This window comes from Neobacillus sp. Fa239 (assembly GCF_055395235.1).
In genome coordinates this window covers 5,048,799-5,062,500 of sequence record NZ_AP041611.1, presented here as the reverse complement: position 1 = coordinate 5,062,500, position 13,702 = coordinate 5,048,799, and the positions used below count along the sequence as shown (strand labels likewise).

The following is a 13,702-nucleotide window of genomic DNA, read 5'->3' as shown; positions in this document are numbered from 1 at the left end:
GTTTAGCTCAATTGGTAGAGCAACTGACTTGTAATCAGTAGGTTGGGGGTTCAAGTCCTCTAGCCGGCACCACGTTTGCGAGCCATTAGCTCAGTCGGTAGAGCATCTGACTTTTAATCAGAGGGTCGAAGGTTCGAGTCCTTCATGGCTCACCAAAGTTTTTTGCGATAACAAATTAACTTTCAATATGCGGGTGTGGCGGAATTGGCAGACGCACCAGACTTAGGATCTGGCGCCGCAAGGCGTGGGGGTTCGACTCCCTTCACCCGCACCAATGTCTTTGACATAGCAAAATAACTTATCAAAAATGCGGAAGTAGTTCAGTGGTAGAACACCACCTTGCCAAGGTGGGGGTCGCGGGTTCGAATCCCGTCTTCCGCTCCATATTTGCCGGGGTGGCGGAACTGGCAGACGCACAGGACTTAAAATCCTGCGGTAGGTGACTACCGTACCGGTTCGATTCCGGTCCTCGGCACCAAAGTTTTTTGTGACAGCAAAATAACTTTCAAAATAATGCGCCCGTAGCTCAATTGGATAGAGCGTCTGACTACGGATCAGAAGGTTATGGGTTCGACTCCTTTCGGGCGCGCCATTATTTAACGGGAAGTAGCTCAGCTTGGTAGAGCACTTGGTTTGGGACCAAGGGGTCGCAGGTTCGAATCCTGTCTTCCCGACCAGTCTCAGGATTACAATAACAACATGGGGCCTTAGCTCAGCTGGGAGAGCGCCTGCTTTGCACGCAGGAGGTCAGCGGTTCGATCCCGCTAGGCTCCATTTATTTTTTATGAAATTGGCGGTGTAGCTCAGCTGGCTAGAGCGTACGGTTCATACCCGTAAGGTCGGGGGTTCGATCCCCTCCGCCGCTATAAAAAATATCAATGGACCCTTAGCTCAGCTGGTTAGAGCAGACGGCTCATAACCGTCCGGTCGTAGGTTCGAGTCCTACAGGGTCCATTTTATATGGAGGAATACCCAAGTCCGGCTGAAGGGATCGGTCTTGAAAACCGACAGGCGGGTTAAACCGCGCGGGGGTTCGAATCCCTCTTCCTCCGCCATATTATTTAAACTTCAGCAATGTTAAGTTTCCTTTCTATTATCGCGGGGTGGAGCACGTTCGAATAATCTTCTTCGAATCATCCACAGCGCACCGATTGAACCGCAACTTGAATAAGCTTTCTGAAATCGGGGCGGTCATTAAGCTTGGAGCATAGTCCAAACTTAATATTTTCTATTATCGCGGGGTGGAGCAGTCTGGTAGCTCGTCGGGCTCATAACCCGAAGGTCGCAGGTTCAAATCCTGCCTCCGCAATATGGTCTGGTAGTTCAGTTGGTTAGAATGCCTGCCTGTCACGCAGGAGGTCGCGGGTTCGAGTCCCGTCCAGACCGCCATTTCTTGGCTCAGTAGCTCAGTCGGTAGAGCAAAGGACTGAAAATCCTTGTATCGGCGGTTCGATTCCGTCCTGAGCCACCATTAAAATTTTGTCTTTATTTGCTTAAATGTGGAGGGGTAGCGAAGTGGCTAAACGCGGCGGACTGTAAATCCGCTCCCTCAGGGTTCGGCGGTTCGAATCCGTCCCCCTCCACCATAATGGCGGATGTGGCGAAGTGGTTAACGCATCGGATTGTGGTTCCGACATTCGTGGGTTCAATTCCCATCATCCGCCCCATTTGATTTTAATATTGGGCTATAGCCAAGCGGTAAGGCAACGGACTTTGACTCCGTCATGCGTTGGTTCAAATCCAGCTAGCCCAGCCATTATCTTTTATTATCCTGCGGGTGTAGTTTACTGGTAAAACCTCAGCCTTCCAAGCTGATGTAGTGGGTTCGATTCCCATCACCCGCTCCAAAATGGGGGCCTATAGCTCAGCTGGTTAGAGCGCACGCCTGATAAGCGTGAGGTCGATGGTTCGAGTCCATTTAGGCCCACTATACTAATATATTTTTGTTCCGCAGTAGCTCAGTGGTAGAGCAATCGGCTGTTAACCGATCGGTCGTAGGTTCGAATCCTACCTGCGGAGCCATTCATGCGCCTTTAGCTCAGCTGGATAGAGCATACGCCTTCTAAGCGTACGGTCAGAGGTTCGAATCCTCTAAGGCGCGTCAATGTAAAAGCGATTATTGTTTTGCTCATATTATCTGTCATTTAAAGGTTACCCTGATTGGGTAGCCTCTTTTTATTTCTAAGATACCAATAATTTAATCAAGCATTTTCCTCCTCGCTGCGTTCGAACAAATCCTCAACGCTAATGTATATCCGTTGATATGAATAAGGGGAATTAACATAAAATTTTTATTGTTTAGACTTTGTAATAACTGAATGTTGATTTCACTGTGTTTGAAAAATAAACGGTAAAATTCCGTTTAAATTGGGAAATACCCATATTTCCTTAAAAATAAGGGGAGTTTTTCCGTTTATATGATCCAGATATTTGGATTTTGCCATATTTAGAGCAGTTAATCGGAAAATCTCCGCTTATATCTGCTTCTTATGCTTCCTCTATATATATTAGCCGGAAATTCTCCGCCTATGGATTCTCATACCTACAAGAAAATCAACAATGAATAAAAACAGAGCCATTGTTTAAGGAACAAACGCAAACTTAGATAATTAACACATATGCTAAACGATATGGGGAACAAATCTGGCTCCTGAGAAATTGTCGAAGATGAAGAACTTACTCATAAAGTTAAGCTGGTACATTTTTTGAATTAAAGCTATTGATTTTTTTAATGCACAACCCCTAATAAAAAAGAGCCAAATGGCTCTTTTTTATTTTTTCATCATTACTTACCGCAGCATTTTCTATATTTTCTTCCAGAACCACAAGGACACCGATCATTTCTTCCTACCGTAGGTGTGCCTATTTGTCCCTCTTCCGTAACATTAAAATCAGATGCTGAAGGAGTGAGTCCAGAAGTGCCTGAACCAGGAGTAACAACTTGAACCTGCTGAATTTGTAATACTTTTAGAGTAAGTTCAAGGACAAGTTTTTCTGTCAACGTGCTAAAAGGTGCCTCAGGAGCTGTCACGTTTGGTGAAAAGTCAAGTTCAATGAAGGCAGCTGACACTAACTCACCGAATGGCTGTTCATTGTATTCCACAGTATTTCGGAATAAATATTTATCCAAACGAGGATTTAGGTTGTTTGTTTCACTAAGGAAATTTGCCTCATCACTTGCAGAAATGTCGATAATTGGGGGAGTAGCGAATCTTGTAATTTCTGTAAAACCATTAAAATTAATATCGACAACTCTATCTAGAAGTGCTGTGGTACATCCAGCCCCACCCGTTGTCCCTGATGATGTATATTCAATATTTTTTCGAATATGCCCAGCTATAAATAATTTACCAGCTGTCACTTTAATATGGGGACCACTAGTATCAAATGAAGTCGGAACAAGTTTCACTTGATCCAGAAATACATTTTTTTTCACTCTTTTAATTTCAGTTGCTGCAGGAGTTAGGGTAATAGTCGTCTCTAAAGGAATTTGGATTGTTACCGCTGCCGTTACAACAGGAACCTTAATGGTTGTAAGTCCATCAACATCGAAAAATGCTAAATTTTCAAATGGAGTAAGTGGTGTTGTACCAACCGTACAGGGGCCTGGGGGGTCAATGGGTTGATTTGTTTGATTATTTTTATTCATCTATAAAAAATTCTTCCTTTCTTTTTAATTTTATAAAAGCTCTTACAGGATTAGAGTATTCTGTTTCATGTGAATGAATGTGGACAAGTATAATGGACATTAACATATTTTTATAGAAATGGGCTTGAGTCCATTCATAGGTAATTACATGCCCAAAAATAGGTTCAGAAAGAAGAAATGGGCACGTAGGAGGAGCCTACGTGCCCAAAAGCAGGATCAAGAAGAAGAAATGGACACATAGGAGGAGTCTACGTGCCCAAAAGCAGGATCAAGAGGAAGAAACGGTCACGTGGGAGGAGTCTACGTGCCCAAAAGTAAGTTCAAGAAGAAGAAACGGTCAAGTAGGAGGAGTCTACGTGCCCAAATGTAGGATCAAGAAGAAGAAACAGTCACGTAGAGGAGGTCTACGTGTCCAAAAGCAGGTTGATATAGCCAAAAGTGTCGCCTTTAAAGGTGATAGGCGACAAAACGAAGGAAGAAGAAGATTTCATTCGTCCAGATCGTAATGTATATGCTAGCAGTTAATCGTACATAGTGACAATTAGAACAAGAATAATTTAAAGGAGGAGGCCTACATGCAAAAAATCGTTCCACATTTATGGTATGACAAAGAGGCGAAAGAAGCTGCGTTGTTTTATATCAGTTTATTTGATCAATCTAAGCTAGTAAATGCCACCGTTATTGAAAACACTCCTTCTGGAGATTCAGAATTGGTAAGCTTTGAATTAGCTGGGCTGCAATTCATGGCCATCAGTGCTGGTCCTTACTTCAAATTTAATCCAACGGTTTCCCTGATGGTAGCTTGCTACTCGGTAGAAGAAGTAAACACTAAGTGGAAAGCTTTAATCGAAGGGGGGACTGCATTAATGCCACTTGGTGAATATCCTTTTAGTAAGTGGTATGGCTGGGTTCAGGATCGATTTGGTTTGTCATGGCAATTGATGCTGATCGATGATGGTGAACCTTTTCAAAAAATTATCCCCAACTTCCTGTTCTCTAATGATTCATGTGGGAAAGCGGAAGAAGCAGTAAGTTTCTACACCGAAATATTTGATGATTCAGAGGTAGGAATAATCAGCAAATATGGACCTGGCGAAGCCATGTCATCCAAGGCGAAGGTGAAGTATGCAGCTTTCAAAATCAGTGGTATTCATTTTTCAGCAATGGACCATGGATATGATGTCGATTTTAATTTTAATGAAGCATTTTCATTAATAGTAAACTGTAAAGATCAGGAAGAGATTGATTACTTCTGGGATCGGCTTTCGGCTGTTCCTGAGGCCGAACAATGCGGCTGGGTAAAGGACAAATTCGGGCTTTCCTGGCAGATTGTACCTGATAACATGGATGAGGTTTTGTTTAAGGGTTCAAGAGAAGAAAACCTTAGAGTTTCTCAGGCTCTGTTCAAGATGAAAAAAATTGATATACATGCTTTGGAAAAAGCTCGATTTGGAAAGCTTTAAACAAGACAAATCCCGTTTCAACCTATAATTGAAACGGGATTTTGCTATTATTATTTCATTCCCGAAATGGTAAATCCTTCGATAATATGTTTCTGGAAGATGATGAAAATAATCACGATTGGTACAACCATATAGGTTGAGCCGGCCATTTATAAAGCATAATTGCCGCCATATTCACCCTTTAATAAGAGTGTCTCTGATTGAAGGGGATTCTGTGAGAAAAGTTCAATAAGAGTTCTTTCACCGTTATACTATTATTTGAATTATGCAATACCCTCCTGTTTAGAAGAATAGGGGGGTATTTGTATGTCAGCTAGTTTTTTAATAAGAAGGTAAAAACCTCATTTAACTTAGTTACGGTGAAAACTGTATTTTAAGTAAATGAGGCTTATTGATGTGGAAAAACTTTCCTAATAATAATTACACAAAAAACAATAGGTCAGATTTTGCATAATATCTTTACACCCTCTTAATAAAACATTTACAAATATAGTTTAATATAAGATTAAATTGAACATTAAAAATAGATGAGAAATTCATTAATTTTTCATTAATGGTAAATTCGGGAGGGAGAAAAATGAAAAACCGTTTTAGCAAAAAAGGGGCAACAATTGCATTGGCACTGGCACTAACAATTCCTGCTGTTACACCTGCAGCAGCCATGGCAAATAAAGGTCATGCAACAATCGATTCCGTGAAGTTTAATGGGATGGACGCACCAATTACAATTGAACAAATGGTTCAAACCTATTCTAACGCTTCAATGGAAGTTAAGTATAGCAACGGTGAAGTGGAGAAATTCCCACTTTCCTATAAAAGACTCTTCAAATCTGAAGATAAAATAGCAATGAACAAAGGGGAACTCATCGCGGCTGGAACACCAATTGATGTGAATGGCGATCCTATTGTAGATAATAGTGTAGTAGCAAACCCTACCAATTATGTCTCAGATGCACCTGATTCCAATAGTTTATTGAATCCTATTGGCGGGAAGCTTTACATGGTAACCCATTATGAATACCAGACTATTGATGCTGCAGGAAAGTCGGCATATGGAATCGTCCCTGCTTCGATGTCATTATCTACTATGGAACAGGATAAAGAAACCGGTGAATTAACACCGAAAGCAGTTAAGAAAATTGATTTTTCAAGTGTGAATGGTCTTTGGATTCCATGTAACGGTTCCCTATCACCATGGAATACCCATTTAGGTTCCGAAGAGTATGAGCCGGATGCACGCCGATTTGAATTAGAACCTGCTTCATCTGTAAGATCTCAGGTTGAAAGCTTTGACCAGCTATATTTTGGAGATAAATCGAAAGCTAATCCTTATTTCTATGGTTTTATTCCAGAAATTAAAGTAGACAATCATGGAGATGCTTCCGTTTCTAAACATTACAGTATGGGACGTTTTTCTCATGAGTTAACGAAAATGATGCCTGATAACCGCACAGCCTTCTTTGGTGATGACGGCTCCTACACAACCATGTTTATGTATGTAGCTGATAAAGACAAGGACCTTTCAGCAGGGACCCTTTATGCAGCAAAATTCCACCAAACTGGTACGGAAAATGGCGGTTCTGGTAACTTGGAATGGATTAAATTAGGGCACGCTTCTGACAAGGAAATCAAAGCGATCATTGATAGCGGCGTGAAATTCAGCGATATTTTTGAAACTTCTGATGTGCCTAAGGAAGGATTTAAGGCGGTTAAGCAATACTCTTATGGCTCGACAGAATACTTGAAAGTAAAGCCGGGTATGGAAAAAGCTGCTGCGTTTTTAGAATCCCGCCGTTATGCTGCAACGCTTGGTGCTACCTCTGAATTTAATAAAATGGAAGGTGTCACTTTAAACGAAAAGGATAAGAAAGTATACATTGCAATATCGGATCAGAGCAATGGAATGGTTTCAAATCCAGCAGACCCGACGGATGATATGCAACTTCCAAAAATCAAGTCTGGTGTAACCTATCAACTTGATTTAACCGATAGTCAAAAGGACAGCACGGGGAAAGAGATTAATAGTGAATATGTTGCTGCTAAAATGTCTGGATTAGTCGTTGGTAAAGATATGCCAACCGCAGATGCTTATGGAAATACAGCAGATGTGAATTCAGTAGCAAATACGGATAACCTAAGCTACTCCGAAGCATTAAGAACCTTATTCATTGGTGAGGACAGCGGTATGCATACAAATAACTTTGTATGGGCTTATAATATCGATACCAAGCAATTATCGAGAATTTTATCCGTTCCTGCTGGTGCAGAAGCTACAGGTTTGTTTGCTGCAGATAACCGTAATGGTCACTCATACATTATGAGCAACTTCCAGCATCCTGGTGATGAATTGGAAGGTAAGAAAATTACAGCCGTAGATAAAGTAGAATTAGAAAGGGCAATGGAAAGAGAAATTGGTATTGATCGTACTGGTGGTGTAGGCTATATTTCAGGTCTGTCTTCACTTGAAGACTTGCAAAATACGAATCGTGATGTAAATAGCGTATTTAAAAAATAAATAATTATCTACCAAAGATTTGAAATAAATGAAAGCCATAGCCTTTATCAGGCCTATGGCTTTCATTTATTCTTAATCGGTTTGTTTACAGAGCCTTCTCTCGGGGCTCAAATTCTTGCAGCTCTGATGCTAATTTTTTCTTCATTGGGAAGTAGTATAAGTCAGCTGGAACAATCAATCCTACGACCCATGCCAGATCGGCTCCGCCGAATGCTTTAGCGATTGGACCGACATATAAGGTCGTGTTGATAAAAGGAATTTCTGCAATAATGGATGCCAAAAAGGCTAACAAAGTAACCATATTCACTTTTCCATATTTTCCGTTAACATCAAAAATGTCCTTTACACTATACTTGCCGTGGCGAAGAAAATAGTAGTCTACCAAGTTGATCGCAGTCCAAGGAATTAAGAAGTAACTCATAAACCATATAAACTCTAATCGATTTCGGTCAGTATCGGGCTAGATAGATGACTAGATTTTTATTTTCAAAGCGCATTCGGTCACCAAGAAGCCTTCTAGATGCCCGGTTTCTTAAATTCGAAAGGATTTCGGTCATCTAGAAGCTTGATAGATGCCCGATTTCTTATATTCGAGAGGATTTTGGTCATCTAGAAGCTTTATAGATGACCGGTTTCTTATATTCGAAGGGATTTCGGTTATCTAGAAGCAGGCTAGATGCCCGGTTTGTTATTTCCAACCAGGTTAACTAGACTATAGGCGACCTTTCTTAAGAAGAAGCTGGTCATTTCTTCATTAATCTTTTTATAATTTCAAAAGTGTCCTTCAAGCTCGATGAAGGACACTTTTGTTGTTTCGAAAACTGATTTGGGTCTTTCATGTTATATAGAACTATAATTCTTTCAATTTTCTCCACAGTGTTGCCCTGCTGATACCTAGTTTTTGAGCAATTAAGTCCTTGTTTCCATTAAACTTCTCAAGATTTTTAAGGATTACTTGTTTTTCAATGTCTCTAAGAGATCCATCTAAAATAGGGTAATGGTCTGCCTGGTCCACTGAACCATCCCGTTTAGGCTCATTATGTTCCTCCAAATCTTGTATTATTTCTTGTAAAATGACTTCCTCGCTCATTTCAGCCTGGAACAATACAACAAGTCTTTCTAAAACATTCTCTAATTCCCGAATGTTCCCTGGCCATGAATACCTTGAAAAAGTATCGATTATTTCATTGGGCAGAGTCGGTATGGCAGATCCGTAACGTTGGCAAATTTTTTCTAGTAATCTATCAATAAGTAATGGTATATCCTCCTGGCGTTGGCGAAGGGGAGGAAGTGGGATGTTTAAGACGTTTAGACGATAATATAAGTCAGCCCGGAATCTCCCTTCCTTTATATCTATTTGTAAGTCACGGTGTGTGGCGGCGATGACTCGAACATCTACTTTAATAATAGAGCTTCCGCCAATCCGCATAATTTCTCGTTCTTGAATTACCCGTAAAAGACGCGATTGCAATTCAAGCGGCATTTCTCCGATTTCATCGAGGAAAATCGTTCCGGTATGGGCAAGTTCAAATATACCGGCTTTACCATTACGATTTGCACCTGTAAAAGCCCCGGCTTCATAACCAAATAACTCACTTTCAAGTAGATTACTAGGCAGTGCACCGCAGTTTATCGGTACAAAAGGGCGATTCTTCCGATGACTTTGGTTATGAATACTTTGTGCCACCAACTCTTTTCCTGTGCCCGTCTCCCCCTGTAAAAGAATGGTAGAATCTGTTTTGCTAAAATGGATCACTTTCTTCATCACATTTTGCATTTTAGGAGCAACCGCCACCATTTCGGATAGGTCTTGTTTTGCCATAAACCCTGTATCGGTTAACTGTCTGCGGATTTTCCGCTCCAGTTTTTGAATTTGGGTGATATCTTGAAAGGTGACAACCCAGCCAATTTTGTCCTCATCCACCCAAATCATCCGTTTAGATATCGTCACGACGGAGTCATGAAGTTTGGCGATCTTCCCGTTTATTTCCTCTTTCTTTTGAATTAACTCAAACAGTTCCTTTTCGGTCCCGAGAACGTTTTCAATCTTCTGATTGATAAACCCTTCCCGTTCATGATTGAGGAGATGAAGGGCTCGGCTGTTGGCTAACACAATTTTGTCTTCGTTAGAAACGATAAAGATGCCATCTTGAGCAGTCTCAAGAATCATCCGTAATTGTTCACTAATCTTTCTTTCCTGAAAACCGGCAAAGATTAGATTTTCTGCAATGTCTAATGCTTCTGAAACGCTTCCTTTTGATGGCATTAATTTAATGCCTGGTAAGCCAAATTGTTTGGCGTAGTCAATCGACATTCCATCGCCTACGATAAAATCTACTTGATCCGCAATCGCTTCTCTTACTCTTATGTCTAAATCATGCTCGTACGAGAAGACAGGATATATTTTTATATCGATATAACGGCCAAGTTCGCGGTAATCACAAATGATGTTTTCTACACCTATTAGGCCAATGCGTTGATATCTTGTTTTTAATGAGTGCACGGATCGGAGGATATCAAGTACAGTCATTTTTACTTCTACAACTGGAATGTTCACTTTTTGTCTTAATAGAGTAGCTTGACCGCCGCGCGTGATAATAACCTCTGCACCAAGATTTTCTTCCTTTTTGGCGATTGGAATGGTTTCATGAAATGAAAAGTCTCGATCACTATCAGGAGCATAAATTTTGATTTGGTCGCCGATGGCTGTTCGTACGACGTCAGCAAATTCTCTTGATGGTGCGATCACAACAATTTTGCTCATAACAGCCTCCTTGTTATTACGGTGGTTTCAAAATGAAACGTAGGATTTCAATTTAATACAATTATATCATAATAGATCAACCTATTTGTTCGTTCTAAAATGAAAACGCTCTCCCTTTTTTAATAGTGAAAAAATAAAAAAATCACCTTTAAATAAAGGGTTTTCATGAATAATTCATAAAAAATTCAGGTGGTGTTCACAGTTTTTCGATAAGTTGGCACGCTTCTTGCATATTAAGATAAGTGAAAGGGAGGTTAAATTATGAATGAGGATCAACTGAAGATTTCCGGGCAGCTAATCGATACAGGAAAGTATTTGTTGGATCATCAACTTGCTTGGGGGACATCGGGTAATATCAGCGCACGCTTAGATGATAAGCGAATGCTCATAACGGCTTCAGGTACAGAAATGGGAAATCTCAAACCAGACGATTTTGCTTTATGTAATTTTGAGACAGGCTCATGGGAAGGAAACCGGAAGCCATCTAAAGAAGTGCCCATGCATACTGGAATCTATCAGGTGCGAAAGGATGCCAATGTGATCCTTCATTCTTCACCTTTTTATACAACACTTATTGCTTCAAGTGAAGAACCTATTGTTTCTGAGTTGTTTGTAGAAACGATGTATTACCTTGAAGATATCGCATATGTGAATTATTACCATCCAGGTACGGTGGAGCTGGGCGAAGCCGTTAAGAATAAAGCGGAAGAAGGACATGTGATTATTTTGAAAAATCACGGAGTCATCCTTTTTGATGATTCGTTTTCCGATTGTCTTATGCGTTTAGAAACACTGGAAATGGCATGCCGTATGATTGTAACGGCAAAGTCAGCAGGGATTAAGTTTACGAAAATACCAGATCATGTGGTCAGAGATTTCTTAGAAAGTGGCAGATATAAACCACGGAAACTGGTCAATCGAAAGCAGCATTTATAAAAAATTATATTTTAAGGAAGTGCAGTCAACATGAAAGCGATTATGATCGATCGCCCTTATTCAGTAGTAGTTACAGATGTTAATAGTGCTCCACTTGGGGAACACGAAGTTCGAATTCAAGTGAAAGCAGCAGGAATTTGTGGTTCCGATATTCATGCTTATAAAGGTCTTCATCCATTTCGTAAGCCGCCAGTCATCATTGGTCATGAGATCTCTGGAGTAGTCGTTGAACATGGTCGTTTAGTTACTCGTGTAAAAGTGGGAGATCGTGTAACAGTGGAACCGCAAGTTGGCTGTGGCAAGTGTGAACATTGTTTACAAGGAAGAACCAATTATTGTGATAACCGTCAAGCACCTGGTATTGGCAACTGGTATGGTACGATGGCTGAAGACTTTGTGGCTCATGAAGACATCGTGTTCGTTTTGCCACAAGATATGGATTATCATCTCGGTGCTTTATCAGAACCTTTAGCAGTTGGTGTTCATGCTGTACGTCAGGCTGACATTCAAATCGGCGAAAAAGTGGCGGTTCTTGGTTCAGGTCCAATTGGACTATTGGTATTAGCTGTTGCGAAGGAAGCTGGGGCAACTACTATTCTTGCAACAGATGTCTTTGACTATTGCTTAGACACGGCTACAACAATGGGCGCTACTCATACGGTTAACATTAAAGGTAAAGATAACTGGATCGAAGAAGCGAAGGAAATGATCGGCGGACAATTTGATAAAGTCTTTGTTTGCATTGGCGTACCGGGAATTGTCAACCAAGCCCTTTCACTTGTGAAAAAAGGCGGACGAGTCGTTACGGTTGCCATGTTCCATGAAGAGCAATCATTAGATATAATGCAGCTTCAAGGACAAGAAAAACAATTGGTCGGCTGTTTCTGCTATACTCGTCAAGATACCATCACAGCTGTCGATTTACTTGCATCAGGGCGTATTGAGACAGATGCGATTATTACTCATGTATTACCATATTCTGAAGCGGCCGAAGGCTTTAGGATGATGGACAAGAAAGAGGGAAATCCGCTTAAGATTCTGGTTACTTTTGACTGAGAAGATCGATATGAAAGGGAGGGATGAAAGTGGAAAATGTACGCGTTCTTGCAAAGTATCTTATTGAAACGCCTTTCACTTTGGAATACGCCGCAGCTGTAATGGCTGGAGAGCAATCAACGGGTACCTTTGTTTCTGTACCCGGTGAAACGGAAGCGCTTAAGCAAATGCACGGTGCACAAATAATGGCGATTAATGAACTTGAACCGGTAGAACGACCTACTTTGCCAGGCGTAAAATGGCCACATCATGAAACGAATTCCATTTTTCGCCGAGGAGAGGTTACTCTTTCCTTTCCTTATCATAATTTCGGACCCTCCATTCCTAATCTCTTGGCGACGGTAGCGGGTAATCTTTATGAATTACAGGAGTTTTCCGGTCTTAGATTGATTGATCTAGAGCTGCCTGATGCGTTTTTGGAAAAATATTCAGGGCCGCAGTTTGGCATTGAAGGAACGCGGAAACTGACAAATGTATATGGCAGACCATTGATTGGAACAATTGTTAAACCAAGTATCGGACTTCCACTTGAGGAATTGCGCGTTTTGGTACGGGATTTGGCCCTTTCAGGAATTGACTTTATTAAAGATGATGAACTTAATGCCAATCCACCCTACGCACCATTAAAAGACAGGGTCAAAGTAGTGATGGAGGAGATTGAGAGGGCTGCAGACATGACGGGTAAAAAGGTTATGTATGCGTTTAACATCACTGGGGATATCGATGAATTGCGGGAAAACCATGATACGGTTGTAGAAGCTGGTGGAAATTGTGTCATGGTTGGAATCAATAGTGTCGGTTATGCAGGAGTAGCTTATTTAAGAAAGTATGCCCAAGTCCCGATTCATGGCCATCGTAATCAGTGGGGAGCGATGACCCGATGTCCGCTATTAGGAATGGATTTCGAAGTCTATCAGAAATTATGCCGCATAGCGGGAGTTGACCATCTCCATGCAAACGGATTAAACAGCAAATTTTTTGAATCCAACGAGTCCGTCATTCGATCCGTGAAGAGTTGTCTGACGCCGATATTTGGGAATGATACAGTTATGCCTGTACTTTCATCAGGTCAATGGGCAGGGACTGCGATGGACTCTTATAAAGCTATGAAAACAATAGACCTTATTCATTTGGCTGGCGGCGGTATTGTGGCCCATCCTGGCGGCGTATCTGCTGGAGTGGAAAGCATGAAACAGGGGTGGGAAGCCGCTCTTGCAGGTACAACAATAGAAGATTATGCCAAAACTCATCGGGAACTGGCACTTGCCATAGAAAAGTTTGGTCAAAAGAAATAACGTAAGCGTTTTTAGAAAGCGCTT

At 41.2% G+C, this 13,702-nt stretch carries 8 protein-coding genes, 21 tRNA genes and 2 pseudogenes (1 of these 31 running past the window's edge); 27 read left to right on the top strand and 4 right to left on the bottom strand.

Annotated elements, in window-relative coordinates; translation table 11 throughout:
• The 21 genes from ACZ5XR_RS25045 to ACZ5XR_RS24945 all read left to right on the top strand — a co-directional run.
• Window positions 1-72, top strand: a tRNA-Thr gene (locus ACZ5XR_RS25045); it begins 4 nt to the left of the window's first position.
• Between the two features lie 7 nt (window positions 73-79).
• A tRNA-Lys gene (locus ACZ5XR_RS25040) sits at window positions 80-155 on the top strand.
• A 34-nt stretch (window positions 156-189) separates the two neighbouring features.
• A tRNA-Leu gene (locus tag ACZ5XR_RS25035) sits at window positions 190-274 on the top strand.
• Between the two features lie 35 nt (window positions 275-309).
• Window positions 310-384: transfer RNA gene (locus tag ACZ5XR_RS25030), tRNA-Gly, on the top strand.
• Between the two features lie 5 nt (window positions 385-389).
• Window positions 390-478 (top strand) — tRNA-Leu (locus tag ACZ5XR_RS25025).
• Between the two features lie 37 nt (window positions 479-515).
• Window positions 516-592: transfer RNA gene (locus tag ACZ5XR_RS25020), tRNA-Arg, on the top strand.
• An 8-nt stretch (window positions 593-600) separates the two neighbouring features.
• Window positions 601-677 (top strand) — tRNA-Pro (locus ACZ5XR_RS25015).
• A 24-nt stretch (window positions 678-701) separates the two neighbouring features.
• Window positions 702-774, top strand: a tRNA-Ala gene (locus ACZ5XR_RS25010).
• 18 nt (window positions 775-792) lie between these two features.
• Window positions 793-866: transfer RNA gene (locus ACZ5XR_RS25005), tRNA-Met, on the top strand.
• Between the two features lie 14 nt (window positions 867-880).
• Window positions 881-954 (top strand) — tRNA-Ile (locus tag ACZ5XR_RS25000).
• A gap of 8 nt (window positions 955-962) precedes the next feature.
• Window positions 963-1,055 (top strand) — tRNA-Ser (locus ACZ5XR_RS24995).
• A 180-nt stretch (window positions 1,056-1,235) separates the two neighbouring features.
• Window positions 1,236-1,309 (top strand) — tRNA-Met (locus ACZ5XR_RS24990).
• A gap of 3 nt (window positions 1,310-1,312) precedes the next feature.
• A tRNA-Asp gene (locus tag ACZ5XR_RS24985) sits at window positions 1,313-1,389 on the top strand.
• 6 nt (window positions 1,390-1,395) lie between these two features.
• Window positions 1,396-1,471: transfer RNA gene (locus ACZ5XR_RS24980), tRNA-Phe, on the top strand.
• A gap of 30 nt (window positions 1,472-1,501) precedes the next feature.
• Window positions 1,502-1,586 (top strand) — tRNA-Tyr (locus ACZ5XR_RS24975).
• Between the two features lie 5 nt (window positions 1,587-1,591).
• A tRNA-His gene (locus ACZ5XR_RS24970) sits at window positions 1,592-1,667 on the top strand.
• Between the two features lie 14 nt (window positions 1,668-1,681).
• A tRNA-Gln gene (locus ACZ5XR_RS24965) sits at window positions 1,682-1,756 on the top strand.
• Window positions 1,757-1,773: 17 nt separating this feature from the next.
• Window positions 1,774-1,847, top strand: a tRNA-Gly gene (locus tag ACZ5XR_RS24960).
• Between the two features lie 6 nt (window positions 1,848-1,853).
• A tRNA-Ile gene (locus ACZ5XR_RS24955) sits at window positions 1,854-1,927 on the top strand.
• 20 nt (window positions 1,928-1,947) lie between these two features.
• Window positions 1,948-2,022, top strand: a tRNA-Asn gene (locus ACZ5XR_RS24950).
• A gap of 5 nt (window positions 2,023-2,027) precedes the next feature.
• A tRNA-Arg gene (locus ACZ5XR_RS24945) sits at window positions 2,028-2,101 on the top strand.
• Between the two features lie 684 nt (window positions 2,102-2,785).
• Here the strand turns inward: ACZ5XR_RS24945 and ACZ5XR_RS24940 are convergent.
• Complete coding sequence (locus tag ACZ5XR_RS24940; protein WP_464499163.1) at window positions 2,786-3,649, bottom strand: YecA family protein; 864 nt, start codon at window positions 3,647-3,649, stop codon at window positions 2,786-2,788.
• 200 nt (window positions 3,650-3,849) lie between these two features.
• On the opposite strand from ACZ5XR_RS24940, the gene ACZ5XR_RS24935 reads away from it, so the two are divergent.
• Complete coding sequence (locus tag ACZ5XR_RS24935; protein ID WP_464499162.1) at window positions 3,850-4,155, top strand: hypothetical protein; 306 nt, start codon at window positions 3,850-3,852, stop codon at window positions 4,153-4,155.
• A gap of 69 nt (window positions 4,156-4,224) precedes the next feature.
• Window positions 4,225-5,112, top strand: a complete 888-nt coding sequence (locus ACZ5XR_RS24930) for a VOC family protein (protein ID WP_464499161.1) — start codon at window positions 4,225-4,227, stop codon at window positions 5,110-5,112.
• Window positions 5,113-5,162: 50 nt separating this feature from the next.
• On the opposite strand, the pseudogene ACZ5XR_RS24925 reads toward ACZ5XR_RS24930, so the two are convergent.
• Window positions 5,163-5,300, bottom strand: a pseudogene (locus ACZ5XR_RS24925) (carbohydrate ABC transporter permease); the annotation flags it as partial.
• A 389-nt stretch (window positions 5,301-5,689) separates the two neighbouring features.
• On the opposite strand from ACZ5XR_RS24925, the gene ACZ5XR_RS24920 reads away from it, so the two are divergent.
• Window positions 5,690-7,627, top strand: coding sequence for a PhoX family protein (locus ACZ5XR_RS24920; RefSeq protein ID WP_464499160.1), 1,938 nt, complete (start codon window positions 5,690-5,692; stop codon window positions 7,625-7,627).
• An 85-nt stretch (window positions 7,628-7,712) separates the two neighbouring features.
• On the opposite strand, the pseudogene ACZ5XR_RS24915 reads toward ACZ5XR_RS24920, so the two are convergent.
• Both ACZ5XR_RS24915 and ACZ5XR_RS24910 read right to left on the bottom strand, forming a co-directional pair.
• A pseudogene (locus tag ACZ5XR_RS24915) lies at window positions 7,713-8,066 on the bottom strand (cytosine permease); the annotation flags it as partial.
• Between the two features lie 411 nt (window positions 8,067-8,477).
• On the bottom strand, window positions 8,478-10,391 hold the full coding sequence (locus tag ACZ5XR_RS24910; protein WP_464499159.1) for a sigma 54-interacting transcriptional regulator: 1,914 nt from the start codon (window positions 10,389-10,391) through the stop codon (window positions 8,478-8,480).
• A 261-nt stretch (window positions 10,392-10,652) separates the two neighbouring features.
• Here ACZ5XR_RS24910 and ACZ5XR_RS24905 point away from each other — a divergent pair, with 261 nt between their 5' ends.
• From ACZ5XR_RS24905 to ACZ5XR_RS24895, 3 genes are read left to right on the top strand one after another with little or no spacing between them, the layout of a single operon-like run.
• The gene (locus ACZ5XR_RS24905) at window positions 10,653-11,327 is read left to right on the top strand and encodes a class II aldolase/adducin family protein (RefSeq protein WP_464499158.1); all 675 of its coding nucleotides are present in this window, start codon (window positions 10,653-10,655) and stop codon (window positions 11,325-11,327) included.
• A gap of 30 nt (window positions 11,328-11,357) precedes the next feature.
• Window positions 11,358-12,383 carry a zinc-dependent alcohol dehydrogenase gene (locus tag ACZ5XR_RS24900; RefSeq protein ID WP_464499157.1) on the top strand — a complete coding sequence of 342 codons (1,026 nt, stop codon included), beginning with the start codon at window positions 11,358-11,360 and terminating at the stop codon, window positions 12,381-12,383.
• A 23-nt stretch (window positions 12,384-12,406) separates the two neighbouring features.
• A complete protein-coding gene (locus ACZ5XR_RS24895) occupies window positions 12,407-13,678 on the top strand; it encodes a ribulose-bisphosphate carboxylase large subunit family protein (protein WP_464499156.1) in 1,272 nt (423 codons plus the stop codon).
• Window positions 13,679-13,702: the final 24 nt, after the last annotated feature.